21 protein-coding genes and 2 rRNA genes (1 of these 23 only partly in view) are annotated in these 24,786 nt (G+C 37.5%); 16 read left to right on the forward strand and 7 right to left on the reverse strand.

The window, feature by feature from the left end; genetic code table 11:
• Together R2800_02080 and rrf are read left to right on the forward strand one after the other, a co-directional pair.
• A 23S ribosomal RNA gene (locus tag R2800_02080) occupies positions 1 to 1,708 on the forward strand (it extends 1,158 nt beyond the left edge of the window).
• 106 nt (positions 1,709 to 1,814) lie between these two features.
• Positions 1,815 to 1,922: ribosomal RNA gene (rrf, locus tag R2800_02085) — 5S ribosomal RNA — on the forward strand.
• A gap of 146 nt (positions 1,923 to 2,068) precedes the next feature.
• Here the strand turns inward: rrf and rluF are convergent.
• Together rluF and R2800_02095 are read right to left on the reverse strand one after the other, a co-directional pair.
• Entirely contained in the window at positions 2,069 to 2,947 is an 879-nt protein-coding gene (gene rluF, locus R2800_02090) for a 23S rRNA pseudouridine(2604) synthase RluF (GenBank protein MEZ5015812.1), read from the reverse strand.
• Positions 2,948 to 2,957: 10 nt separating this feature from the next.
• Entirely contained in the window at positions 2,958 to 3,368 is a 411-nt protein-coding gene (locus R2800_02095; protein ID MEZ5015813.1) for a hypothetical protein, read from the reverse strand.
• A 105-nt stretch (positions 3,369 to 3,473) separates the two neighbouring features.
• On the opposite strand from R2800_02095, the gene R2800_02100 reads away from it, so the two are divergent.
• Positions 3,474 to 4,511 (forward strand): glycosyltransferase family 4 protein, encoded by a 1,038-nt coding sequence (locus R2800_02100; protein MEZ5015814.1) that lies wholly within the window; start codon positions 3,474 to 3,476, stop codon positions 4,509 to 4,511.
• Here R2800_02100 and R2800_02105 read toward each other — a convergent pair.
• Together R2800_02105 and R2800_02110 are read right to left on the reverse strand one after the other, a co-directional pair.
• On the reverse strand, positions 4,508 to 5,281 hold the full coding sequence (locus tag R2800_02105) for a glycosyltransferase family 2 protein (protein ID MEZ5015815.1): 774 nt from the start codon (positions 5,279 to 5,281) through the stop codon (positions 4,508 to 4,510). The genes R2800_02100 and R2800_02105 overlap by 4 nt on opposite strands.
• A gap of 64 nt (positions 5,282 to 5,345) precedes the next feature.
• Positions 5,346 to 5,810 (reverse strand): response regulator, encoded by a 465-nt coding sequence (locus R2800_02110; protein ID MEZ5015816.1) that lies wholly within the window; start codon positions 5,808 to 5,810, stop codon positions 5,346 to 5,348.
• Between the two features lie 416 nt (positions 5,811 to 6,226).
• Between R2800_02110 and R2800_02115 the strand changes: the two genes are divergently transcribed.
• The 5 genes from R2800_02115 (at position 6,227) to R2800_02135 (ending at position 13,140) form a co-directional block, all read left to right on the forward strand.
• Positions 6,227 to 6,934 (forward strand): hypothetical protein, encoded by a 708-nt coding sequence (locus tag R2800_02115; GenBank protein MEZ5015817.1) that lies wholly within the window; start codon positions 6,227 to 6,229, stop codon positions 6,932 to 6,934.
• 80 nt (positions 6,935 to 7,014) lie between these two features.
• Entirely contained in the window at positions 7,015 to 9,315 is a 2,301-nt protein-coding gene (locus R2800_02120) for an Rv1355c family protein (protein MEZ5015818.1), read from the forward strand.
• Between the two features lie 127 nt (positions 9,316 to 9,442).
• Positions 9,443 to 11,644 carry a 7TM diverse intracellular signaling domain-containing protein gene (locus R2800_02125; GenBank protein ID MEZ5015819.1) on the forward strand — a complete coding sequence of 734 codons (2,202 nt, stop codon included), beginning with the start codon at positions 9,443 to 9,445 and terminating at the stop codon, positions 11,642 to 11,644.
• 5 nt (positions 11,645 to 11,649) lie between these two features.
• Positions 11,650 to 12,741, forward strand: a complete 1,092-nt coding sequence (locus tag R2800_02130; GenBank protein ID MEZ5015820.1) for a hybrid sensor histidine kinase/response regulator — start codon at positions 11,650 to 11,652, stop codon at positions 12,739 to 12,741.
• Positions 12,742 to 12,744: 3 nt separating this feature from the next.
• Positions 12,745 to 13,140: a response regulator gene (locus tag R2800_02135; GenBank protein MEZ5015821.1), complete on the forward strand. Its 396-nt coding sequence runs from the start codon at positions 12,745 to 12,747 to the stop codon at positions 13,138 to 13,140.
• Between the two features lie 13 nt (positions 13,141 to 13,153).
• Here R2800_02135 and R2800_02140 read toward each other — a convergent pair whose 3' ends face one another.
• Both R2800_02140 and R2800_02145 read right to left on the reverse strand, forming a co-directional pair.
• A complete protein-coding gene (locus R2800_02140) occupies positions 13,154 to 14,032 on the reverse strand; it encodes a TraB/GumN family protein (GenBank protein ID MEZ5015822.1) in 879 nt (292 codons plus the stop codon).
• A 14-nt stretch (positions 14,033 to 14,046) separates the two neighbouring features.
• The gene (locus R2800_02145; GenBank protein MEZ5015823.1) at positions 14,047 to 14,781 is read right to left on the reverse strand and encodes a ZIP family metal transporter; all 735 of its coding nucleotides are present in this window, start codon (positions 14,779 to 14,781) and stop codon (positions 14,047 to 14,049) included.
• A gap of 155 nt (positions 14,782 to 14,936) precedes the next feature.
• Here R2800_02145 and R2800_02150 point away from each other — a divergent pair, with 155 nt between their 5' ends.
• From R2800_02150 to R2800_02175, 6 genes are all read left to right on the forward strand, one after another.
• Positions 14,937 to 15,518 carry a YqgE/AlgH family protein gene (locus R2800_02150; protein ID MEZ5015824.1) on the forward strand — a complete coding sequence of 194 codons (582 nt, stop codon included), beginning with the start codon at positions 14,937 to 14,939 and terminating at the stop codon, positions 15,516 to 15,518.
• Positions 15,519 to 15,559: 41 nt separating this feature from the next.
• A complete protein-coding gene (locus tag R2800_02155) occupies positions 15,560 to 16,132 on the forward strand; it encodes a hypothetical protein (protein MEZ5015825.1) in 573 nt (190 codons plus the stop codon).
• A gap of 14 nt (positions 16,133 to 16,146) precedes the next feature.
• Positions 16,147 to 17,961, forward strand: a complete 1,815-nt coding sequence (gene uvrC / locus R2800_02160) for an excinuclease ABC subunit UvrC (GenBank protein ID MEZ5015826.1) — start codon at positions 16,147 to 16,149, stop codon at positions 17,959 to 17,961.
• 90 nt (positions 17,962 to 18,051) lie between these two features.
• Positions 18,052 to 18,453, forward strand: coding sequence for a DUF983 domain-containing protein (locus R2800_02165; protein ID MEZ5015827.1), 402 nt, complete (start codon positions 18,052 to 18,054; stop codon positions 18,451 to 18,453).
• A gap of 38 nt (positions 18,454 to 18,491) precedes the next feature.
• A complete protein-coding gene (accC, locus tag R2800_02170) occupies positions 18,492 to 19,973 on the forward strand; it encodes an acetyl-CoA carboxylase biotin carboxylase subunit (protein ID MEZ5015828.1) in 1,482 nt (493 codons plus the stop codon).
• 121 nt (positions 19,974 to 20,094) lie between these two features.
• The gene (locus R2800_02175) at positions 20,095 to 20,424 is read left to right on the forward strand and encodes a hypothetical protein (GenBank protein MEZ5015829.1); all 330 of its coding nucleotides are present in this window, start codon (positions 20,095 to 20,097) and stop codon (positions 20,422 to 20,424) included.
• 8 nt (positions 20,425 to 20,432) lie between these two features.
• On the opposite strand, the gene R2800_02180 is transcribed toward R2800_02175, so the two are convergent.
• Positions 20,433 to 20,975 (reverse strand): glutathione peroxidase, encoded by a 543-nt coding sequence (locus tag R2800_02180; protein ID MEZ5015830.1) that lies wholly within the window; start codon positions 20,973 to 20,975, stop codon positions 20,433 to 20,435.
• Positions 20,976 to 21,167: 192 nt separating this feature from the next.
• On the opposite strand from R2800_02180, the gene R2800_02185 reads away from it, so the two are divergent.
• Both R2800_02185 and R2800_02190 read left to right on the forward strand, forming a co-directional pair.
• Positions 21,168 to 22,670 carry an Ig-like domain-containing protein gene (locus R2800_02185; protein ID MEZ5015831.1) on the forward strand — a complete coding sequence of 501 codons (1,503 nt, stop codon included), beginning with the start codon at positions 21,168 to 21,170 and terminating at the stop codon, positions 22,668 to 22,670.
• Positions 22,671 to 22,699: 29 nt separating this feature from the next.
• The gene (locus R2800_02190) at positions 22,700 to 24,721 is read left to right on the forward strand and encodes a S9 family peptidase (protein ID MEZ5015832.1); all 2,022 of its coding nucleotides are present in this window, start codon (positions 22,700 to 22,702) and stop codon (positions 24,719 to 24,721) included.
• Positions 24,722 to 24,786 lie beyond the last annotated feature (65 nt).

A 24,786-nucleotide genomic window follows, 5' to 3' on the forward strand; every position in this document is an offset into this window, starting at 1 on the left:
TCGGGCATAAACGTAGTACCGAAGATATAGACTCAGCAATGAGTGGTAGGGGAGCATTCTAAACTGCGCCGAAGGTGTACTGTGAGGTATGCTGGAGCGTTTAGAAAAGAAAATGTAGGTATAAGTAACGATAAAAGCAGTGAAAAACTGCTTCGCCGAAAGACTAAGGGTTCCTGATCAACGCTAATCGGATCAGGGTTAGTCGGGTCCTAAGGCAAACCCGAAAGGGGTAGTCGATGGAAAGTTGGTTAATATTCCAACACTTGTTATAGTTTCGATGGGGTGACGGAGAAGTGAAAGGCCCGCGAGGCGACGGAAGTCCTCGTTAAAGCGTGTAGGTATATCGATGGTAGGCAAATCCGCCGTTGATGCTGAACGTGATAGTACTCAAAGTCTTCGGACAGCGAGATAGTGGCCCTAAACCTGCTCACGAGAAAAACCTCTAAGGTTAGGCTATAACAACCCGTACCGTAAACCGACACAGGTAGTCGAGATGAGTATTCTAAGGCGCTCGGGTGAGCCGTGGAGAAGGAATTAGGCAAATTTTGGCTGTAACTTCGGGATAAAGCCATCCTACTTCGGTAGGACTCAGCAAAAAGGTTCAACCAACTGTTTAGCAAAAACATAGGGCCCTGCAAATTCGAAAGAAGACGTATAGAGCCTGATACCTGCCCGGTGCTGGAAGGTTAAGGAAGCTTGTCAACCCTCGGGTGAAGCTTGCGACTGAAGCCCCAGTAAACGGCGGCCGTAACTATAACGGTCCTAAGGTAGCGAAATTCCTTGTCGGGTAAGTTCCGACCTGCACGAATGGTCCAATGAGTTGAACACTGTCTCCTCCACGAGCCCGGTGAAATTGTAGTATCGGTGAAGATGCCGGTTACCCGCCACGGGACGAAAAGACCCCGTGAACCTTCACTACAACTTTGCATTGATTTTGAATAACAGATGTGTAGCATAGTTGGGAGACTTTGAAGCATTGCCGCCAGGTAGTGTGGAGTCGACCTTTGAAATACCAACCTTCTGTTATTTAGAGTCTAACCATAAGGGACATTGCATGGTGGGTAGTTTGACTGGGGTGGTCGCCTCCTAAAGCGTAACGGAGGCTCGCAAAGGTACCCTCAGTACGGTTGGTAATCGTACGTAGAGCGCATTAGTATAAGGGTGCTTGACTGTGAGGCTGACCAGCCGAGCAGGTGCGAAAGCAGGCTAAAGTGATCCGGTGGTTCTGTATGGAAGGGCCATCGCTCAAAGGATAAAAGGTACTCCGGGGATAACAGGCTGATCTCCCCCAAGAGCTCATATCGACGGGGAGGTTTGGCACCTCGATGTCGGCTCGTCACATCCTGGGGCTGGAGAAGGTCCCAAGGGTTGGGCTGTTCGCCCATTAAAGTGGCACGTGAACTGGGTTCAGAACGTCGCAAGACAGTTCGGTCTCTATCTGTGGTGGGCGTTAGTAAATTGCGTAGACATGATCTTAGTACGAGAGGACCGGATCGTATGTACCGCTGGTGTATCAGTTGTGCCGCCAGGTGCAGTGCTGAGTAGCTATGTACGGCAAGGATAAGCGCTGAAAGCATCTAAGCGCGAAACCTTCTACAAGATGAATTTACTTTTAAGTGCCGTCAGAGACTATGACGTTGATAGGCTACAGGTGTAAAGGTGGTAACATCAAAGCCGAGTAGTACTAATTGCACGTAAGCTTTAACTTTATTATTTATCATTTACTTTTATTGTTATTACTTCTACATAGTAGAAGTTGATTTTCCTGATATGTCGATCTTATTATAAGTCTTAGAACACGGACTTAAAGACCTTATGGTGGTTTTGCCGAGGGTGTTCACCTCTTCCCATTCCGAACAGAGCAGTTAAGCCCCTCATGGCCGATGGTACTACAATTGTGGGAGAGTAGGTAGCCGCCATATTTATTTTATAAGCCTCTGACTAATACTAGTCAGAGGCTTTTTTTATGCCAAGAACTTTGATCAAACTGTTTAGCCCTATATTGCAACAATGGATATTATTTTGAGTAGTGGCTGAGGTGGTAGCTTAATAATAAAGAAGAACTATTCTATCGTTTCTTTCTCCAGTCTTTATAGCTATTATTTTTTGGTGATGCCCCAGATTTTTTATCGTTACTTCTCTTAGTAGAAATCTTACTTTTATTGGATGTTGATTTTGAAGGATGGCTATTTTTTGTTTTAGATGAAGCCTCTTCTGTTTTGGAAGATGAGGCAACTAGCTTATTAAGTGTGTCAACTTCTGCAGCTGTAAGTAATCTCCATTTACCTACGTGCAGTTTACCTAAACTCACATTCATTATCCGTACACGTGTAAGACTCATTACTTTATAGTCTAAATGACGGCACATTCTACGTATCTGCCTGTTCATCCCTTCGGTAAGTATGATACGAAACTTTTTATTCCCTTCTTTTCTAATGGTACATTTCTTAGTCATTTTCCCAAGAATGGGTATACCATTACTCATTTGCTTTATAAAATCAGGAGTAATTGCTTTGTTGACAGTAACAATGTATTCTTTATCATGATTATTGCCGGCACGTAAAATTTTATTGACAATATCACCGTCATTAGTTAGGAATATCAGCCCGTCAGAATCCTTATCCAGTCTTCCAATAGGGAAAATACGTTTGTGGTAGTTGATGTAAGATATTATATTTGACTTGTCAGTAGGGTCGGTAGTAGATGTTACTCCAACTGGTTTGTTGAAGGCCATATATATTGTAGGCTGCTTTTTCTTAGGCTTTAGCTTTTCGCCATCAACAGCAACAACATCGTTAATAGATACACGCATGCCTATATTAGCAACAGCGTTGTTAATGGTAACACGTCCTTCTTCAATATATTTATCTGCTTCTCTTCTTGAGCAGAAACCTGAAGAGCTGATAAACTTATTTAAGCTTATCAACTCTTGATCCTCTTGATTCATTTTAGCTGTTTTATTTTGCTCTGCGGAAAAGATAACGAGAAATAAATAACCCACCTGAGCTACTGCCGTCTGATGTTTGTGCATGAGAGCCTGTAACAACATTCATTAGTTCCCATCCCTCGTTGCTATACATATTGATACGCTCTACAATAGCCTGGTCATTTTTTGAGATGTTCTTAAAGTTGAGGCCTACTAAACTGTAGAAGTTTTTTAGATCTTTTTCCAAAAGCTGCCCTTCACTATCCGTCGTTAATATTCTTGAACGTCCTAAGCCACCTGGAATAACAGACTCAATAGTTGAAAATTGAAAATACTCATAGGTAATTTGTTGTGGAGCAGGAGATGGTTTAAAGGCAAATATTGAAATAACAATAAGTGCTGTCACTAATGTAATAGACGCAGTTTTGAATGTTTCTTTCATAATTTAAGTTTTAGCCACAAAAATACTTTATATCATCATACAATACTATTATCATTAGATAAGTATATTGTGTTTGGTTTTAAGCTGAGGATGTAAGTAACATATATGAAAGTACTGGTACTAAATTTTGAGAAAACATGGAGAGGTGGCGAGCGGCAAACTTTGTATAATATGCAAGGTTTTAGGAAGTTGGGACTTGAAGTTGTTTTAGCTTGTAGGCAAGGCACACCCATGTCTGTCAAGGCGAAGCAGGATGGTTTTAAGGTTAATGAGTATGATAATGTTTTTGGCGTAGTTGGCTTGCTTTTATTAAAAGGTAGAGGGTTTGACGTCATCCATGTTCAAACTTCACACATGCTTACTTATGCTGCATACACAAAGCCTTTTCATGGAAGTAAAATTGTATTTACCAGAAGGGTTAATTTCCAGCCTCACGGTTTTTTTACTAGGTTGAAGTATCAATTGTCTGACAGAGTAATAGCTATTAGTCAATCTGTAAAGCGTGTTTTGCACAATTTTGGGATAAGAGAGGTTTCTGTAATCTCGGATATCGTTATGCCAAGATCTCTTGATAAACTTAGGGCAGAGAAGGAGTTTAAGAAAGAGATAAAAGGGAAAAGGGTAGTGGCTACAATGGCAGCATTATCAAAAGATAAAGATCCTTTGACAATGGTTGAGGCTATTAGATACTTGTCAGAAAAAAGAAAAGATTTTGTTTTCCTTCATTTTGGTAGTGGAGATATGGAGCCTGTGATAAAAGAAAAAATCACAGAATATAAAATCACTGATGTATATCAACTTGTAGGTTTTTATGAAAACGTTGAAGATTTCTTATCTATCGCCGATATTTTTGTAATGAGTTCGGAACAAGAAGGACTAGGTAGCATTGTCTTAGATGCATTTATTCATAAAGTTCCTGTAGTGGCGACAAAAGCTGGTGGTATGGCAGAACTGATAGAAAACGATAGAGGTGTAGGCTGTGAGGTAAAAGCTGCTCAAGATATTGCAGAGGGGGTTAACATGTTGCTTGATAATTCGGATAAGGTGAGCTCAATAACAGAAAAAGCTTATGAGTATGTTATTGAAAATCATAGTATGGATGCTATAAGCCATAAGTATTTAGATATATTCAACAGGCTTTAATAGGGTATTCCTTCTCTTTTCATTTTGGCATACTGTCGTATTTTTCCATATTTGATCATTTTGCCAAAACTTGAATACTTACATATAATATAGCCGTAATACCCGTCAAGTATTCCCAGTTGTAGAATATATGCGGTAAAGAAATACCACTTGGGTGCTAGCCATACTTTTAGTTTACTACAATCTTTTCCTTTAGCAACGGCATCTCTGGCACCCAATTCAGTGAATTTATCGATCTTAATAATATGCTGTGAAATGGTATCGTAGCTATAATGAAGTAAGTCCCCTTTTAATAGACCCGTTGGGGTTGTTGTGTTTTGCACCCAATGCTCATGCACACTACCTCCGCCCCAGTTGCCTTTAGTCCTATCTACTAATCTTGTCACTTTATCAGGGTACCAACCACAGTGTTTTATCCATTTGCCACAATAGTTAGTGATGCGCGATACTTGGTAAGCTGTATATTCAAGCTGACCATTTTTTATTTGTAGAATAGATTTTTCTAAACGTTCAGTTACTACTTCGTCAGCATCTATTGAAAATATCCAATCGTATTGAGCTGCATTTGTAGCTAGCTCTTTTTGCTGCATATAACCTTCAAATTTGTGTTGTAGAACTTTGGCTCCTAGTTGCTTAGCAATAGATACTGTATTGTCTGTTGAGAAGCTGTCAAACACTAATATCTCATCTGCAATATTCTTAAGGGAACGAATACACTGCTCTATTTTCTTTTCTTCATTAAGTGTTATGATAACTGCACTTATCTGCATAGTTCTATTCTATAAAAAAAGCCCGAATTACCGGGCTAAAATACTGTTTGCTATTGATAAAACCTTAGGATAAAAGTTGTTGTCTAAGTAAGAATTCTAACTGAGAGTTAGTAACACCTAGTTTCTCTGTCAACTCTTTTTCGTCTTTCTTCAGTTTATATACATCGTAAGCTCTTTTTATGGTCTCCTCGAGCTCCTCTTCATTACAAGGTTTTGTTAGATAATGGAATATTTTACCCTTGTTAACTGCATCAATAACCGCAGTTAGGTCGGCATACCCAGTCAGCAATATACGCATGGGGTCTGGGTGCTTGTCTAATATTGACTCAAGGAATTGCACGCCTGTCATGCTGGGCATACGCTGGTCGGTGATGATGATCTCAATTGGGTTGTTTTCTAAAATTTTAATTGCGTCCTCACCACTTATAGCTGTATGTATGTTGTATTTTATGCGAAAAGTAGCCTTGAATGACATCAAGTTATTCTCTTCGTCATCAACATAAAGTATATTAATTTTCCCGTCTTTCATTCTTTTCAATACAGAGGTTAGTAGAAAAGTAGTAAAAAAAAATGATTTAGTGTCTTTTTTAGCTTAAATACTAGCTTGTTTTTTTAAATTTATAATACAAACTACATACATTTGTACATATTATCATTAACCGATTAGGGCTAAGGGAGAGAATACGCTCAATCGTTAAAAATGACTAATAAACTACAAATCAGTGGATTTTTAGCTCTATCCTATATCCATGATTATTTTGATACTGCAAAAAATAATATATATATTACATTATATGTATTCATAAGTGCATGTATAAAAAGTTTTTACAATAAGTTTTCAATAATAGATCAATACACCCACTTACTTCGCAGGAGAGAAATTTTCCATCCTTACGAGACAAAAGGTAGGTTCGCATTGTGTATGGTGAATAAAAATGTAGCGGGATGAGTGATTTTCAGTTTGTAATAAAGGCTTTTAGAGCAACTGACGATTTAGCCGCATGTCAAAAATTTGTGGAAGGGCATACTCGTGTTCTTAGAATTTTTGGTATAACAATGATAACTTCTGCCAACGTAGAATGGTTTAGTGATCCCAATACCTATGTCATAATTGTAGAATCGGAAGATGGAGAGAAAGTATATGGTGGTGCCCGTGTGCAGGTAAGTGGAGATAGGATACCATTACCAATAGAAACAGCTGTTGCTGATATGGATCCTACCGTTCATGAAACTATAGCTGAATATGCTCAAGATGGTACTGCGGAGTTTTGCGGATTATGGAATTCCAGAGCGGTAGCAGGTTATGGTATTGGTAGTATGTATTTGGGTAGGGCAGCCGTAGCCATTACTGAACAGCTAAAGCTTAAAACTCTTTTTGGTTTGTGTGCACCAGCAACTGTACGCAATAGTGCAAGGGTGGGCTTTGAGGTTGCAACCTTTTTGGGAAACAACGGTACATTTTACTACCCTAAAGAGGATCTAATTGCTACTGCAGTATGTATAAACGACCTACATAATTTACCTACAGCTGAAGTTGCAGAAAGAGACATTATCATGAACTTAAGGAATAATTTAGTTCAGGAAAAGATAGAGCCCGGCCCCAAAGGCAGGTTGTTGGAAGTGAAGTATAGGCTGGCAATTCCTAACTTATAAGTTACATTCCTAGTTAAACGTATTTTCAATCCGTTTATTACTTTTATTCAACTTACTACCACGTCTATAATCATCACACAATGGATATTAAAGCATATAGAGATAAATCGTCAGTAGACAACAGTATACATCTGCCTGAAATTTTAAGACTTAGCAATAAGAAAGACCTTAGTAGGTTTGAGCAGATCATTCAATCAGAGGCTCCTTTCATCTATGACGAACTTCACGACCAACTTAAAGAATTGGTAAAGATCAGTCACCCTTCAAGAGTGCTTAAGGATGAGGACTATGAAGTATTAATACCGGAGCATTTGTCTGGAGCTAACCCTGATGAATATGGTGTGTGGGTATACTATCCTTGGTGTAAGAAAATGATACACCTACTTGATGAAGAAGAATTTGTTCAAGTAAGAACCTCGAGAAACCAATATAAGATTACTAAAGAAGAGCAAGCCGTACTCGCTACTAAAAAAATAGGAGTTATCGGTTTGTCAGTTGGGCAGTCTGTAGCATTGTCAATGGCTATGGAGCGGGCGTTTGGAGAAATTAGATTAGCAGATTTTGATGTGTTGGAGTTGACCAATTTCAATAGAATCAGGACGCCTTTATATAATCTTGGTGTAAAGAAAGTAGTAGCTGTAGCAAGAGAAATAGCAGAGATTGATCCTTATTTAAAAGTAACCATATTCGAAGAAGGGTTGCAAGAGGAGAACATGGATGCGTTCTATTTAGACGGTGGTAAGCTAGATGGTTTGATAGATGAATGTGATGGAGTTGATATGAAAATCCTCTGCCGTTTAAAAGCAAGGGAATTGCAAATTCCTGTTTTAATGGAAGCTAGTGATAGGTGTACTATAGATGTTGAGCGTTTTGACTTAGAACCTGACCGTTCTATTTTACATGGATATATAGATCATCTTGATGTTACAAAGCTTAAAGATCTAAAAACTAACGAAGAAAAAATCCCATATCTAGCACCAATGGTAGGGGTTGATACCATGTCTGCAAGACTTAAAGCCTCTGCTATAGAGGTGGGGCACTCTATAACAACATGGCCTCAACTGGCCTCAGCTGTAATAATGGGTGGTGGTGCTGTAGCTGATATATGGAGACGTATAGCTCTAGACCAGTATCATGAATCTGGAAGGTATTTTATTGATATGCAAGAGTTGGTAGGTGATGAGAAAACTACCCCTGTAGCAATAGAGAATCCATACGCTCCGTTAGAAAAAGAAGATATAGTAGCTGTAGCTAGTGGACACACCTTTAACATAGAGGAGTCTAATGTGACACTTGAAGAAGAGGTTGTAAAACGAATAGTAGATGCTGCTAGTACTGCCCCGTCAGGAGGTAATGCCCAGCCATGGAAGTGGGTATATAAGAATGGCCTGCTATCATTATTCTTCGATAAGCATTACGGCTACTCTTACATGGATTTTCAAGATACGGCATCCTATATTGCTATTGGTGCGGCTGTAGAAAATCTTGTGCTCAAAACTCATGAGGAAAACTATGAAGTAGCAATATCGTATTTCCCTATAAAGGATGATAAAAGGCTTATCGCAACATTTAGCTTTTATAATAAAGGAGCAAATGTTGAAGGAATAGAACCTCATATATTGGATGACCTGTCTTCAACAATTATGGATAGGCATACCAATAGGAAAGTGCCCGTTCGTGAGGAGTTGCCTCAAGAAATATTGGCAGAGATAGCAAATGCTGGAATGACTGTAGAACATGCCCAAGTTACTTATTCTGATAATCCGGACCAGCTGATGCAGTTGGGTAAAATGATCGGTATTACTGATAGATATAGGGTGTTAACCCCTGCAAGCCATCATGACTTTACCTATCAAGAGATGAGATGGACTGAGGAAGAGGCTGAAAGAAGAAAGACAGGTATGCATATAGGTACTTTAGAACTTAGGGAGTCAGAACTATTAGGACTTAAGTTTGTAAAGGATCCTAATGTGGTTAAGTTTATAAAAGAGATTGATGGTGGCTATATATTAAGAAATGCATCTGTGAAAAATGCCGTCTCTGCTTCGGCTTTCGGATTATTGACCATGCCTTCAAACAGTGCGATGGATTTTATTAATGGAGGTCGTGCATCACAAAGAATATGGTTAAAAGCCACCCAGCTAGGTATTGCTTTTCATGTGATGAACGTGCCTTTGGCTTATTTTGCTAGGCTAAAGTATGCCCCTAACGAGCTGCCTGAGAACTCAAATGCAGAGATAGCAAACTTGTATGAGCAATTTAAAGGGATATTTGGTCATAGCAGCCAAGAAGAAATATACCTGTTCAGGTTATTTAAAGCAGCGCCTCCAGAAATAGTGCCGTTTAGAAAACCTATCGATGATATCTTGTTTATAGTGTAAATGTGGAATACTTGTTTATAAATCAGTAAGAATATAATAACCACAATCATTTACAATATATTTTTTGCTATTATTACATGACTACTACTCGTGGTAAACCGTATGATAAGCAACTACTTTTTCAATAATGAATGAAAACAATAATAGCAATCATTTTCTAGGGTATAGTATATATACATTACTACTTGCTATTGTTTTTAGTGCTTGCAGTTTTGTTGCTACTGCTCAGGTAGATACCTTCCATTATAACGACGGGGAGCATCTGAATGCTATGTCCGGTACTTATTTTGGTTATATAGAAGACGAAAATGGCATATTAGTACCTAGAGACATTATAGAGACAAAAGGATTTAACCCTATAGATAAAGAGACCATAAATTTAGGCGTTTCTAAATCTACCTTTTGGCTTAAGGCCTATGTGCAAAATAATACTGCACAAAATGATATGTATTTAGTTTTGCAACAACCTCTAATAGACTTTGCTGAACTATACGAAGTAGAACCTAATGGAAGGCTAACAAAATCTACAATATCGAAAAGTGAAACGTATAAAACTAGAAAGCATGAGCAATTGGATTATGTTTTCAATATAAACATACCATCTGGTCAAAAGCGACTAATAATACTTAAAGTAAAAAATGCAGCTCCTCTAGTTTTTCCGGTAAAATTGGGTAATGAGGAGCAGGTTTTTAAAGCAGCGACCAATAAAGAGTTGATACTAGGTTTCTATAGTGGTATCATACTCGTTATGTGTATCTACAACATATTTGTATACTTCTCTGTTAGAGACAAGAGTTATATACTATATGTGATATACATTCTCACTGTAGGTTTAACGCAAGTAACATTGCAGGATTTTACTTTCAAATACTTGTGGCCTAATAGCCCATGGTTAGCATTACAAGGACCTGTATTACTTTCTTGTATCAGTAGTATTGCCGCATTACAATTCATAAAGGAGTTCTTACGTACCAAAGAACATGTGCCAAGGTTACATATTGGCTTACATGTGTTCATTGGGGTATTTGTAGTAAGTGCTATTCTTAATCTTACAGGAATGAGAGTAGCGGGTTTTCAACTGATGCAAGCAGGTACTGCATTAGCTTCTATTTATGCATTATTTATATCTTATAAAATATATAAGATGAATTATCGACCTGCTAAGTTTTTCTTATTAGCATGGTCTATTCTTTTATTAGGAGCAATAGTCTTTGTGCTTAAAGATGTAGGCGTTATGCCATATAACTACACGACATCTTCAGCTATACAGATCACTTCGGTTATTGAAATTGTACTACTATCATTTGCACTAGCCGATAAGATAAATATGTTCAGGAAAGAGAAGGAGGAGTCGCAAGCACAAGCTCTTGCTGCGCTAGAGGAGAATGCCCGTATAACCAGACAACAAAACGTAATACTAGAAACTAAGGTCAACGAAAGAACTATAGAATTAAAGCAATCTAATGAAGAGCTGAGTAAAACACTGACAGAGTTGAAGGAAGCAGAGTCTCAGCTAGTAGAATCTGAAAAAATGGCCTCTCTCGGTCAGCTTACAGCGGGCATAGCACATGAAATCAATAATCCGATCAACTTTGTCACTTCCAATGTGAAGCCTTTAAGAAGAGACGTCGATATGCTAGTGGAGTTGATGGGCCAGATAGAAGAGTTGGTCGTAGCAGATGGTAGCGCAGAAGACAAAAAGGCTAGAATAGAAGAAATAAAGGAGGAGTTGGATTTTGATTATCTTAAAGAGGAGATAGACTATTTACTAAAAGGCATAAACGAAGGGTCTAGTAGAACGGCAGAAATAGTTAAAGGATTACGTGTCTTCTCAAGGTTAGATGAAGATGACTTGAAAAAGGCAAATCTAAATGAGGGTATTGACTCTACATTGATCATAGCTAATAATGTTTTGGGTGATAAGATAAAAGTTATTAAGAATTTAGGTAACTTACCTTTGGTAGAGTGCTATCCTGGTAAACTCAACCAAGTGTTCTTGAATATGATATCTAATGCTGCACATGCTATTACAGAAAGATTTGGTAGTGAGCCAGGAGGTGAATTGGCAATAACAACATATCAATCTGATGACAATGTTTGTATTAGCTTGAAAGATAATGGTGTTGGTATGGATGCAGAGACCCAGAAGAAAATATTTGAGCCATTCTTTACCACTAAGGATGTAGGAGAAGGTACAGGTTTAGGAATGTCAATAGTATACAATACGCTTAATAAGCATAATGGCAAGGTCGATTTAAAATCGGAGGTAGGTGTTGGAACTGAATTTATAATTACACTCCCTATTGTTCATGAGAATACCGAAAATTAAATGTCTTGAATACTAGCAAGAAAAAAATAAAGATATTATATGTAGATGATGAGCCTAATAACCTCATCAGTTTTAAAGCGTCCTTTAGGTTTGACTATACTATCTATATTGCTAATAATGTAGAGGAAGCTAAAAAGCATCTTGAAGACCATCCTGATATCAGCGTAATACTTAGTGACCAAAAAATGCCTGATAAGACAGGTGTTGAGTTTTTTGAAGAAATAAGGTCTAAATATCCTAATCCCATAAGGATACTAATTACAGGATACGCAGACATAGAGTCTGTAATAGATGCTATAAACAAAGGGCATGTATTTAGGTATATCAAAAAGCCTTGGATAGATGTTGATGTACAAACAGCGATAGACGAAGCTCATAAGTTTTACATCACCAACTCCATGTTGGCAATAAAGAATGAAGAGCTGCAAAAGGCTTATAATGAGTTAGACAAGTTTGCATATAGTGCCACTCATGACATGCGAGGCCCAATATTAAGTGTTGTGGGTATAATAGATCTAGCCAAAAATGCGGAGGATATAGAGGAGATGAAGGAAATGGTGGGCATGATGGAAAACGCAATGCTTAAGTTGGATAATTATATACAAAACTTACACGATCATTATAGTATAAGAAGAGGTGAGCTTAATATCACAGATATAGATTTTGCTGACGTAATGAAGGATATGACAGATATCTATGATATTAATAGCAAACTTAAAAATGTAGCCTTCGAGACAAAATTAGAACAGGATGGAGGTTTTAGATCTGATGATATATCCATAAAGATCATCTTGAACAATCTTTTGTCTAATGCTTTCAAGTATCTGAAGAAGACTGGCGATAAGCATGTGTCGCTTAGCATTGAGCAGAAAGGGCCTAATGCTACAATAAAAGTGGTAGACAATGGTATAGGTATTAAAGAAAGCAATTTAGGTGAGATCTTCAATATGTTTTTCCGAGCGTCTAGTGATGAAATAGGTTCAGGTTTTGGGCTTTATAACGTGAAAGATGCTTTGACAAAACTAAATGGGAAAATAGATGTGACTTCGAAACTGGATGAAGGAACAACTTTTACAGTAACAATACCAAGCAAATAATAAATGAGCAGCGAAAATCTAAACTTTATCGTAGTAGACGACAGTAAACTTGATTGTTTTATTGCCGAAAAAATTATTAAGAATACTGGCAGAGTAAATACATGCAATGTATTTCAGCAGGCGAGTGATGCATTGGCCTTTATCAATGATAAGGAAGCTGATACAACAAAGCATATTGTTTTTGTAGATATACAAATGCCGGTAATGAATGGGTTTGAGTTTGTGGAAGCTTTTGAGGCATTGCCAGAAGAAAAAATTAAGAATCATAATATTTACATGCTATCCTCTTCTATTAATGAAAATGATATAGCTAAAGTAAAAGGTTATGCTTCTGTAAAACGTTTTTTAAATAAGCCGCTCACAAACGACACTATCTCTACAGTATTAAGTGAAATATAAAAAGTGCTTACACCTATTTTATAGGTGTAAGTGTATATCCTTCTTGCCTTAATAAGGTTATTAAACCATTAGGCCCTACCAAGTGCCCTGCGCCAACAGCAAAGAAAACAGAACTTTGTTCCATCATTTCTGTCATACGTTCAATCCATCTTATATTTCTATTATCTAGAAAAATAGCTATCTGGTCTCCTTTAATACGAGATGCTTCTATGATGCTACTCAGCTTGTTGATGTCCTGCCTTTTATAAGCAGCAACCATTTCTTCATATTCTTCTACTGAGTTACCCTCATTATTAATCACAGAAAGTAGTTCTGCAATAACAGAGTCTACCGGCATTTGGTCAAAAAGTGCTAGTTGTTCTTTAGCCTCCTCAAGTCCTATTATTTCAACTCCTTTCTCACTCACGGTTTTCATGATCTCGGTCTCATAGGCAAGAGGGGTAGAGCATGTTACCGCTTGAGTAGAAAAAAGAGATATTAAGGCCATGGGTTTCATTTGCTGAAACATTGTAATGTCCATACCTAAACTGTCAGCAATGTAATCTGTTAGCTTTTGGTAATCCTCTTTTTTAAAATAGTCCTTTAGTTGTTTACCGCTGGCATCTATCATTCCTATAGCAATGGATGTCATTAGACTTGGGTCGTCTAGATCCATTTCAAAACATACTTTCTTGCAAGCAGCAAGACTTTGTTGCATTTCTTTTGTCCATACATAATCATCTTTACAGATCATATGTATTGTGCCAAAAAGATAGGAAGGAGCTTTAAGATCAGGGCTACTTATTTTCCATAGCAAGGATTGTTCTTCTTGTTCTTGACTATAAGTATCAAAGCTATATATAAAGCCAAAGGCAAATAGTAGTAAAGTGAAAAACCATATTGGTGACTTCATGGTATAAAGTTAAGCTATTCAAATAGTAATGTAAGCAGTCCAATACCTACACCTAGTACTATAGCTATGATCTTGGGTATGGTAAGTGTGTGGTGCTTTGTACCACTTTCGAAGAATATAGTGGTGGCAATATGGATAAATGCTCCAGCTACTACAGGTATTAATGCTAATACTAAATTAGACATGAATTGGTAGGTCATACCCAGCTTTGTTGCTATCATTCCCGAGAATGGTGTGATCATCGAAAAAAGTGCCAGGGTGATAATAGCCTGTTTTTTTCCTGAAACTTTGTTTACAATAGCAGCTACCAGCATAGCTTCGGGCAATTTGTGTATTGCTACTGCCATGTATAGAGATGGTTCTGTTGCTATTTCTCTATAATTAAAGCCCAAAGGAAGTCCCTCCATAAATGCATGTATGGATAGACCTAATAATATAGATGCAAGCGGTGTTTTATGGTCGTGTCCATGATTATGGTCTATATGGGTATGACCATGCTCAGCTCCATGAGTAAGTCTTTGTATCAATAACTGTATAAAGAAACCTAGTAATAGAAAAAGCCCCGCTTTAGTGTTTAGTTCTTCAAAGGTTTCTGGTAAAAGGTGTAAAAAGGTGATACTCAACAGAAAAGACCCTGAAAATGCTAAAAGGTACTTCATGTTGTTGTCTTCTATCTTTTTGCCCCATAAAGGTATACTTCCGCCTAAAAAGGTTATGGCAAAAAGAAAAATGTTATAATAAGACAACATGTAGCTTGATTACTTAAATTATCCAGCAAAAGTAAACGGATTTTATTACAACAGGTAAAAAAAGAATGAATAAGGATAACCAATAGTTTATACTTATAGATAGTTTATCATATTTATTTGCTTTTGGGCAAACGAATTATTATTTTGTTTTATAAATGAAATTCCTAGACCTACATAAGTTATCCGATAAAAAACTGCTGAAAGCAGGTAGGATACTTATTGCAGAGCCCTTTTTAAAGGATTCTAGTTTTGCAAGGTCTGTTGTTTTGTTATGCGAGCACGGTTCGGAAGGTGCCTTAGGGTTTATTCTTAATAAACCCACAGAGATGACTATAGGGGATCTGCTGCCCGAACTATATGCGCCAACTACTATTATTAATAAAGGAGGTCCCGTACAGTTGGATACTTTGCATATGCTGCATGGTTTGCCCAAAGAGCTAGGGGGTAGTGAAGTAGCCAATGGTGTTTATTGGGGTGGCTCTTATGAAGTGTTACAATCTTTAATAACAGATACTACCCTTAAAAATAACCTTGTAAAACTACTTGTGGGGTATGCAGGATGGTCGCCAGGGCAACTAGAAGATGAACTGAAAGAAGGCTCTTGGTTGATCTCTGATATAAATGATGATATTATTTTTGAAACAGACCCCAATGAAATGTGGCGAAAAGCCATACTTTCCTTAGGTAAGGAGTACGCGTACCTTGCTAATATGCCAACGGATCCTCAATTGAATTAATAAGTTTTCCCTAAAGCTAAAGAAGGCTTATTTTTACAGTTATGAATAAGTCTAAATACCTGCTATTTATTCCCCTGTTTATTTTTTCTGCTTGTATAGATGTGCAGCAAAAACAGCCGAAGAACAATAAGAAGAGTGCAGGTTACTTTTCCATTAAAGACTATATAAAAGACCAATGGAATACTTATAGAGGACAGCCATTTGGTATCATAAAAGTGGTTAGTATGAACGACAAGGTAGATACTGTTTATACAAATGCTTTTGATATTGAATTGGGTAAGCTAATGGATATCTTTATTGAAACAGATATCAGCGATGCAAAGTATTTAGGCCAATACGAGTTCTCTAATTTTGGCGACTATCCTACCATGTCTGTAAACTATTTTTATGAGGCAAAGTCTCCCGATCTATATACCCGAAGACTCCAAATATCGGCAGATGATCTTACTAAAGTTGTAAAGTCTATATACATTGAAACTGAAAAGCAAACAAGACTCAATGTAATACAACAGAAGTTAACCTATCAGCCCACAAAGAGAATAAGTATATACGAGCTTGAAAATTCAAAAGTAGGGCCACAAAAAGAAGTGAAAATTGATTATATCTTTTTGTGATAAATATAGTGTAGATGACAAAGGAAGAGTTTAGTAATATAGCGCCAACCATACCTACACAGCCAGGATGTTACAGATATTTTAGTAGTGAGGAAGAGTTGCTTTATGTGGGTAAAGCCAAAAACCTTCGTAAAAGGGTTAGCTCTTATTTCAACAAAACCTTAGATAATTATAAGACCCATAAACTCGTAAATACTATAGCTCGTATTGAGTATACCGTTACTAATACTGAGCACGATGCTTTTTTACTAGAGAACTCTTTAATAAAACACTATCAACCTAAGTTCAATATAGACCTTAAGGATGATAAAAGTTATCCTTATATAGTAATAAAAAAAGAGCCATATCCCAGAGTGTTCCTCACTCGTAGAGTGATAAAGGATGGTTCGGAATATTTAGGGCCGTTTACAGGAGTAGCACATGTAAGGGATCTCTTGGCTTTAATAAAAAACAATATACCTCTTAGGACCTGTAACCTCAAGCTTACTCCCAAAAACATAAAGGGCGGGAAGTTCAAGGTTTGTCTTGAGTATCATTTGGGCAACTGTAAAGGACCATGCGAAGGTTTACAGACAGAAGAAGCTTATAGTGAAAACTTGCAACATGTAAGGCATATTCTAAAAGGTAACGTAGGAGAAGTGACAACTGCTTTGAAGAAGGAAATGAATGAGCTGGCTGAAAACATGCAATATGAAAAGGCAGCTGTTTTAAAGCAAAAGATAGATGCGCTAAAGAAATATCAGAGTAAGTCTACAGTAGTTAATCAGAGGTTGGGTACACTTGATGTTGTTAGTATAGTATCTGATGAGAAAGAGGCCTTTGTCAATTTTATGATGGTGGATAATGGTAGTATTGTACAGACCTATACTGTGAAGGTAGAAACGAAAATAGAAGAAGAAGATCAGGATGTTTTGGCCCTAATTGTAGATAGATTACGTGAGCGTTATAAGAGTGTAGCAAAAGAAATAGTTAGCCCAATATCCATAGCTGTATCTGACGATAATGTAAAGGTGACTGTACCTAAAGCAGGAGATAAAAAGAAATTACTTGAGCTCAGCCAAAAGAATGTAGAGATATATAGAAGTGAAGAAAGAAGACGCAAGTCTTTAGTACTTACGAATAAGGAAATGATCAATAAAATGGAGGCTATAGAAGAATTGCAAGATTCGCTGCAACTTCCAGACCTGCCTACACATATTGAATGTTTCGATAACTCTAACTTCCAAGGAGCGTACCCTGTATCAGCTATGGTATGTTTTAGGGATGGAGCGCCTTCTAATAAAGAATATAGGCATTATCATATTAAGACAGTGAAGGGTATCAATGACTTTGCTTCTATGTCTGAAGTGGTGTATCGTAGATATAAAAAACTATTGGATGAGTCATTGCCATTACCACAATTAGTTATTATAGATGGAGGTAAGGGGCAGTTAGGTGCTGCATTGGAGAGTATAGAAAAATTAGGGCTAACAGGTAGAATGACTATAGTAGGTTTAGCTAAAAGAGAAGAGTCTATATTCTTTCCGGGAGATAGTGAACCCTTACAACTGCCTTTTGACAGCAAAGCACATTTGCTAGTAAGGTATATTAGAGATGAGGTGCATAGGTTCGGTATTACCTTTCATAGAAAGATAAGAAGCAAAGGGACCTTTAAAAATGAACTGGAAGCTATTGAAGGGATAGGAGAGAAGACTGCAACTGAACTTTTAAAGGAGTTTAGGTCAGTAAAGAATATCAAAACACTAACACAAAGAGAGCTGACAAGAGTTATAGGACAATCTAAGGCAAGAATAGTATGGAGTTATTTTAATGAGAATAATGATAGTTAAAAGGCTACTGTAAACAGTATAGTCATTATTGATACATTTGTTACACAAGTTGTAAGTACATAGACGTATCTTTGCGAAAACTAGACAGTTATGTCAAAAGTCCCAGGGTTAGTGCCCAGTATGTTACAAATGAAATGCCCCAATTGTCGTAAAGGGCATATGTTTTCCAATAAAAGTATTTTTCCCCTTAGCAAGCTGCTGAAAATGCCGGAGCGATGTAATGTCTGCGGTCAGGAGTTTGAATTAGAAGTTGGGTTTTATTATGGTACAGGCTATGTTAGCTATGCGCTTACTGTAGGCTTGTTTTTGTTCAACTTTGTATGGTATTCTTTAATATTTGGCATCTCTTATAAGGATAATAGCATCTTTTACTATTTAGGGTCTAGTATAGCCATTGTAACGTTGCTACAGCCTTGGATCATGAGAATATCTCGTGTATTATACCTTAATATATTTGTAAAATACGGCAAAGGCGCTAAGAGAAAGTCTTAGGTTTGGCGTATTAGATTATTCCACTGTATATTCGCACTATGCAAAAAATACTGGTTGCCAATCGTGGCGAGATAGCAATGCGTGTTATGCGCACTGCATCAGAAATGGGTATAAAAACAGTAGCAGTTTATTCTGAAGCTGATAGAAATATGCCCTTTGTACGCTATGCAGACGAAGCTGTTTGCATAGGACCTGCACCTTCAGCACAATCTTATCTAAGAGCAGATAAAATAATAGAAGTAGCTAAAGCTACCGGAGCAGATGCCATACATCCTGGGTATGGTTTTTTAAGTGAGAATGCCGAGTTCTCAAAGGCAGTTTCTGATGCTGGGTTGATATTTATTGGTCCGTCGGCTCACTCTATAGAAACAATGGGAAGCAAGATAGCAGCTAAGCAAGCAGCTAAGAAGTTTAATGTGCCTATGGTGCCTGGTACGGAAGATCCGTTAAAAGACGTGGCAGAGGCAAAAGAAATTGCAGCGAAGGTAGGGTACCCTATTTTGATAAAAGCGTCAGCTGGCGGTGGTGGTAAAGGTATGCGTGTGGTTAATAGTGAGGATGAGCTAGAACAGCAAATGCAAATGGCTAAAAATGAGGCTAAAAATGCATTTAACGATGATGATGTTTTTATAGAGAAGTATGTAGGTGCTCCTCGTCATATAGAGATACAGTTGCTTGGAGATCAACATGGAAACTATGTTTATCTCTTCGAAAGAGAGTGTTCTATTCAGCGTCGCCACCAAAAGCTAATAGAAGAGGCACCATCTAGTTGCCTGTCTCCTGATATACGCAAAGCAATGGGGGAGAGTGCTGTTAATGTGGCTCGTTCTTGTAATTATTATGGGGCGGGTACTGTTGAGTTTTTAGTAGATGAAGATTTGAATTTCTATTTCTTAGAAATGAATACTCGTTTACAAGTAGAGCATTGCGTAACAGAAATGATCACAGGCATTGACCTGGTAAAAGAGCAGATCAACGTTGCTAGAGGTGAAAAGCTATCTTTTGGCCAAGACGATCTAAAGATAAACGGACATTCTTTAGAGTTGAGGGTTTGTGCTGAAGATCCTGCAAATGATTTCTTGCCGGATACCGGAAAACTTGAAATGTATCAAGTGCCTAAAGGGCCAGGAGTAAGGGTGGACGATGGTTATGAGCAAGGGCAAGACATTCCAATATTCTACGATCCTATGATAGCGAAGTTGGTGGTGCATGCAGATAACCGAGATGCTGCAATCGCTCGCCTTTGTAGAGCAGTTGATGAGTATCATATTAAAGGGATAACCACTACACTTGGCTTTGGTAAATGGGCTGTGCAAACAGAACAGTTCCGTACAGGTAATTTTGATACAAAGTTTATTGAAAAGCATTACAAACCAGAGTATCTAACTCCCGAGAATAAAGAGGCTGAAGAAGCAGCTGCATTATTAGCTGCTTATGTTTGGGACAACAGCAAAAAATCAGTTGCTAAGCCTAAAACTGTAAGTGCAGCAGCTAATAATTGGAAGCTAAGAAGAAGATAAAGTATTATACTATTGTAATAGATAAGTAAAAAGCCTGCTATTAGCAGGCTTTTTTGTTTTTATACTTACGTTTTGGCGCGAAAAGTGGTCTATAATAATAGAGTCACTAAAACTGAAGATTATGATGCGAATGATAATAGTGATCATACTAATGTTGTGTATCACCACGCCAACCAACTCCTTAGCGCAAACTAATAGTTGTAATAGAGCTAGTAAGCATATAGTTAAGCACAACACAAAGTGCTACAAAAAGATGTTTAAAGAAAAGAAACCTCCTTTTTGGTCTAAAATAAAACTCCCCAAAAGATCAAAGACAAAGAAAGAACAACCTAAACTGATTGAAAAGGAAGAGCCAGAAGAAGAAGTGGCTGTTGAGATGCCTCGATTGCAAGTGCCTAAAATAAAAATGCCAAGACTTCGTAAAGCCTCGGCATTAGATTGCCCTCATTAACAAGAGGTTTATTTCTTTATAGCAGATATTATTTTATCGCTCATTGGTTTTACTGTAGAGCCATATACATCTATTAGTTGTCCATTCTCATCAATAAGGTATTTTTGGAAATTCCATTTAACAGAACTGTTCTTAACCTTATTGTAGTCTTTATTGGTTAACCAATGATATATAGGTGCCATGTCTTTCCCTTTGACAGATATTTTGGCAGCCATAGGAAAAGATACGCCGTAGTTCTTCTTACAGAAAGAAGCTATTTCTTCATTTGAACCAGGTTCTTGCTTACCAAAGTTATTGGCAGGGAAACCAATAATAACTAGTTGGTCTTTATATTTAGTATAAAGCTGCTCTAAGTCTTCATATTGTGGTGTGAATCCACATTTAGAAGCCGTATTGACAATTAGTATTTTTTTGCCCTTGTAGTCGGCAAAGTTAATAGTGCCACCATCTAGTGCTTCTACTTTAAAATCGTAAATACTAGCTGGTATATTTTCGGAGGGTGCTGGAGCAGGAAATAAAAAGCTTAAAAATGACAACATAATGGTTAGCATATCTAATGTGTTTAATTAAAGTGTTATTCTGAATAGCAAAGTTAGGCACAAATGACTATACGGTTTGTAGATATATGGTATTGGCATATATACGCTATTTATTAGCCTAAAAACTGTTAAAAAAGCTCAGATGTAGACACAAATACCAAAACAGTAGAGAATAAACATCTTTAGTGTTATTTTTGGCAGCAAATGAAAGAACAGACGGTTCGAGTTTTATTTATATTCTTACTAGTTGCTATATTCTATAGCTGTGCCAATATAGTACCTCCAGAAGGGGGTGATAAGGACGTAACGCCACCTAAATTACTGTCTATTACCCCTAAAGACTCTTTAATAAACACAAGAGTTACAGAGATAGAAATGCGTTTTGATGAATTCTTAGAATTAAAAGATGCGACATCGGAAGTAAGAGTATCACCTGTATTGCCTTTCCCCTTAGATGTGAGGCTTTCTGGGAAGAAAGTAAAAGTGTTGATACCAGACTCTTTACTAAATGAAAATACCACCTACAGGATAGACTTTGGAACAGCCATTAGAGATCTGCATGAAGGAAATGCTTATAAAGGTTCCAGTTACATTTTTAGCACAGGTAATTACTTCGATTCTTTAATGCTTAGTGGTAAGGTTATTAATGCCAATACAGGTACACCTGCTGATGGTGTGAATGTAATGGTTTACTTGGCAAAAGATGGTGACTCTGCGGTAGTAAAAAAGAAGCCTTTATACGTAACAAAGACATCTGGAGGGGGCAAGTTTTTATTGCCTGGTATGCCAGAAAAAGAAATGTTTATCTACGCATTGAAGGATGCCAATGATAACATGATATTTGATGGTGATGATGAGGAAATTGCATTTTTGAATACTAGCCTGATGCCTAAGGATTCTGTTGCTACTCCTACCATATTATATATATTTAAAGAAAAGCCTATTGATACCTTAAAGGCTACAAAAGAAAAGGATAAGGCTACTAGTACGGGTAAGCGTGGTAGAGAGAAAAAAGATAACCAAATTATAAGCTACAAAGTAGTAGTAGACACTTCGGATAAGGAAAGAAGAACACATGATGTTAATGAGCCTATATTAATAACTGTCAGTACACAAATCAACAGTTATGACGATAGTAAAGTATTCCTAAGCTGTGATAGCTTAGGGATAGAAGTGGAGGCATTGACAAATGTTCGTATTGATAGCACTGACAGCACAAGGCTTAATGTGTACACGACATGGAAAGAGAATACTCTATATACTTTAAGGTTACAGAAGGGATTTGCTAAAGACTCTACGCTTCAGGAAGCTATGCCATCCAAGCATAGTTTTAGAACTAAGAATGATGATGATTATGCAAAGCTGAACATCAACATGCCTTCAAAATATAAGGGGGCGAAGTATTTGCTACAATTAAACAAAGGTGATGACACTTTGTATAAAAAGCCGATTATTGACACCGTAGTGAAAATAAAACGCTTAAATCCTGGAACATACAGGGTGTTTTTAATCATAGATGAGAATGAGAATGGAGAGTGGGATACAGGTAGCTTGCTTGATAGGTTACAGCCTGAAATAGTATTGCCCCATAAAGCAGAAATACCTTTGAAGGCCGGTTGGGAAAACACGGAGGACTTTGATCCTTTTTTGCCAATAAAGCCTGTAGAACAATCACCCCCTATGAGGGATACGACTATTCGTAAATAAATATATTTTTATAAAATAATCTTTTTAATATGAAGCATCTTTTATTGCCAATAATGCTACTAACATCAGGTAGCTTATTAGCACAAGACCATATGACACCAGAATTGCTTTGGAGCCTTAAACGTGTGGGCGCTGAGGGTATCAGTGACGATGGTAAAACATTATTTTTCTCTTCAAGAAAGTACGACTGGAAAACAGAAACTTCAAAGTCTGAAAAATATGCATTAAACATAGCGTCAGGACAAGCTACGTTGTTAAATAGTGGCGATATATCTGTTATTCAAAGAGCTGGTAAGGTTTGGTATGGTGTTGATGGTAATAAGCTCTTTAGAAGCGAGGATAAAGGTGCTGACTGGAAAGAACTATATCAGTTGAATGACGGTGCTGAGAATGTACAAGTGTCACCTGATGGTACAAAGGTCATTTACTCTAAGGAGGTATTGGTGAAAAAAATGATGGGTACAGATATATATCCAGACTTGCCAAAATCTACAGCTCAGGTATATACAGACCTAAACTATAGACACTGGGATACTTGGGAAGATGGAAAATTCTCTCATGTTTTTGTAGCCAATATGATAGATGGTAGTGAAACCGATATCATGCAAGATCAGCCGTTTGATTGTCCTCAAAAACCCTTTGGTGGTGCAGAAGATCTTATGTGGGCTCCTGATGGTAAAGGCGTAGTGTATGTTACCAAAAAGAAATTTGGTAAAGCATATGCCATAAGTACCAATACCGATATTTTCTACTATGATCTTGCTACAAAAAATACGGTGAACTGGTCGGCTAATATGATGGGTTTTGATATGAGTCCTTCTTTCAGTCCTGATGGTAAGCGTATTGCATGGACAAGTATGAAACGTGACGGCTATGAGGCTGATAAGAATGATATAATAGTGATGGATATTGAAAGCCAACAGTCTTTCAAAAGAAACTTGACCAGCTCATGGGATGGAACGGTAAATGGCTTTGCATGGAGCAATAACGGCAAGGAAATATATTTTACTGCAGCACACAGAGGTACGGTACAATTGTTCAAAATAGCTGTGCCTGCTAATTTGATGACAGAAAGCTTACCTATGGTTAGTAAAATAACAGAAGGTAAGTTTGATGTTGGTGGAATAGTAGGGCAGACAGGCAAGCAGCTTATTGTGTCTAGAAGAGATATGAATCATGCTAGTGAGCTATATGCTGTTACGTTATCTAATGGTAAAATGGAGCAATTGACTCATGAGAATGATGATATCTATAATAATCTAAAAATGAGCAATACTGAGTTGCGTATGATGCGTACCAGTGATGGTGGTGAAATGGGTACATGGGTTATTTATCCTCCTGATTTTGACCCTAAGAAGAAATATCCAACACTTCTGTATTGTCAAGGAGGTCCACAGTCTGCATTGTCTCAGTTCTATAGCTTCCGTTGGAATTTTCAATTGATGGCTGCACAAGGATATATTGTAGTGGCACCAAACCGTCATGGTATGCCGGGTTGGGGTGTTAATTGGAATGAAGCTATTAGTAAAGATTGGGGTGGACAGCCTATGAGAGATTACCTTTTGGCAATAGATGAAGTGGCTAAAGAAAGTTATGTGGACAATGAGCGATTAGGTTGTATCGGAGCCAGCTATGGTGGTTATAGTGTATTCATGTTAGCTGGTATGCACGAGAATCGTTTTAAATCATTTATAGCTCATGATGGTTTGTTTGATCTGAAAAGTTGGTATGGTACTACAGAAGAACTATGGTTTGCTAATTGGGACATAGGTGGTGCTTATTGGGATAAGCCGCAAGCTGAAAGCTACAAGCGTTTTAACCCAATAAATTTTGTAGATAAGTGGAACACTCCAATAATGATCGTACAAGGTGGACTTGATTTTAGAGTAGGTATAGAGCAAGGACTAGAGGCTTTTCAAGCGGCACAGTTACAAGGTATCAAAAGTAAGCTGCTTTATTTCCCTAATGAGAACCACTGGGTATTACATGCACAGAATGGTATAACTTGGCATAGAGAGTTCTTTAAATGGCTGGAAGAAACTGTTAAGTAATATTGAAATTATAAGAATAGAACGCTGCACTACCAATTAGTTGCAGCGTTTTTTTTACTTTGTAC

The organism is Flavipsychrobacter sp., from assembly GCA_041392855.1.
Taxonomy (GTDB): Bacteria; Bacteroidota; Bacteroidia; order Chitinophagales; family Chitinophagaceae; genus UBA5543.

Excerpts from the sequence above, each read along its gene's own strand:
- rluF (MEZ5015812.1), bottom strand. The coding sequence starts at position 2,947 with ATGAATCAAGAGGATCAAGAGTTGATAAGCTTAAATAAGTTTATCAGC.
- R2800_02095 (MEZ5015813.1), bottom strand. The coding sequence starts at position 3,368 with ATGAAAGAAACATTCAAAACTGCGTCTATTACATTAGTGACAGCACTT.
- R2800_02100 (MEZ5015814.1), top strand. The coding sequence starts at position 3,474 with ATGAAAGTACTGGTACTAAATTTTGAGAAAACATGGAGAGGTGGCGAG.
- R2800_02105 (MEZ5015815.1), bottom strand. The coding sequence starts at position 5,281 with ATGCAGATAAGTGCAGTTATCATAACACTTAATGAAGAAAAGAAAATA.
- R2800_02110 (MEZ5015816.1), bottom strand. The coding sequence starts at position 5,810 with ATGAAAGACGGGAAAATTAATATACTTTATGTTGATGACGAAGAGAAT.
- R2800_02115 (MEZ5015817.1), top strand. The coding sequence starts at position 6,227 with ATGAGTGATTTTCAGTTTGTAATAAAGGCTTTTAGAGCAACTGACGAT.
- R2800_02120 (MEZ5015818.1), top strand. The coding sequence starts at position 7,015 with ATGGATATTAAAGCATATAGAGATAAATCGTCAGTAGACAACAGTATA.
- R2800_02125 (MEZ5015819.1), top strand. The coding sequence starts at position 9,443 with ATGAATGAAAACAATAATAGCAATCATTTTCTAGGGTATAGTATATAT.
- R2800_02135 (MEZ5015821.1), top strand. The coding sequence starts at position 12,745 with ATGAGCAGCGAAAATCTAAACTTTATCGTAGTAGACGACAGTAAACTT.
- R2800_02140 (MEZ5015822.1), bottom strand. The coding sequence starts at position 14,032 with ATGAAGTCACCAATATGGTTTTTCACTTTACTACTATTTGCCTTTGGC.
- R2800_02145 (MEZ5015823.1), bottom strand. The coding sequence starts at position 14,781 with ATGTTGTCTTATTATAACATTTTTCTTTTTGCCATAACCTTTTTAGGC.
- R2800_02150 (MEZ5015824.1), top strand. The coding sequence starts at position 14,937 with ATGAAATTCCTAGACCTACATAAGTTATCCGATAAAAAACTGCTGAAA.
- R2800_02155 (MEZ5015825.1), top strand. The coding sequence starts at position 15,560 with ATGAATAAGTCTAAATACCTGCTATTTATTCCCCTGTTTATTTTTTCT.
- uvrC (MEZ5015826.1), top strand. The coding sequence starts at position 16,147 with ATGACAAAGGAAGAGTTTAGTAATATAGCGCCAACCATACCTACACAG.
- R2800_02165 (MEZ5015827.1), top strand. The coding sequence starts at position 18,052 with ATGTCAAAAGTCCCAGGGTTAGTGCCCAGTATGTTACAAATGAAATGC.
- accC (MEZ5015828.1), top strand. The coding sequence starts at position 18,492 with ATGCAAAAAATACTGGTTGCCAATCGTGGCGAGATAGCAATGCGTGTT.
- R2800_02175 (MEZ5015829.1), top strand. The coding sequence starts at position 20,095 with ATGATGCGAATGATAATAGTGATCATACTAATGTTGTGTATCACCACG.
- R2800_02180 (MEZ5015830.1), bottom strand. The coding sequence starts at position 20,975 with ATGCTAACCATTATGTTGTCATTTTTAAGCTTTTTATTTCCTGCTCCA.
- R2800_02185 (MEZ5015831.1), top strand. The coding sequence starts at position 21,168 with ATGAAAGAACAGACGGTTCGAGTTTTATTTATATTCTTACTAGTTGCT.
- R2800_02190 (MEZ5015832.1), top strand. The coding sequence starts at position 22,700 with ATGAAGCATCTTTTATTGCCAATAATGCTACTAACATCAGGTAGCTTA.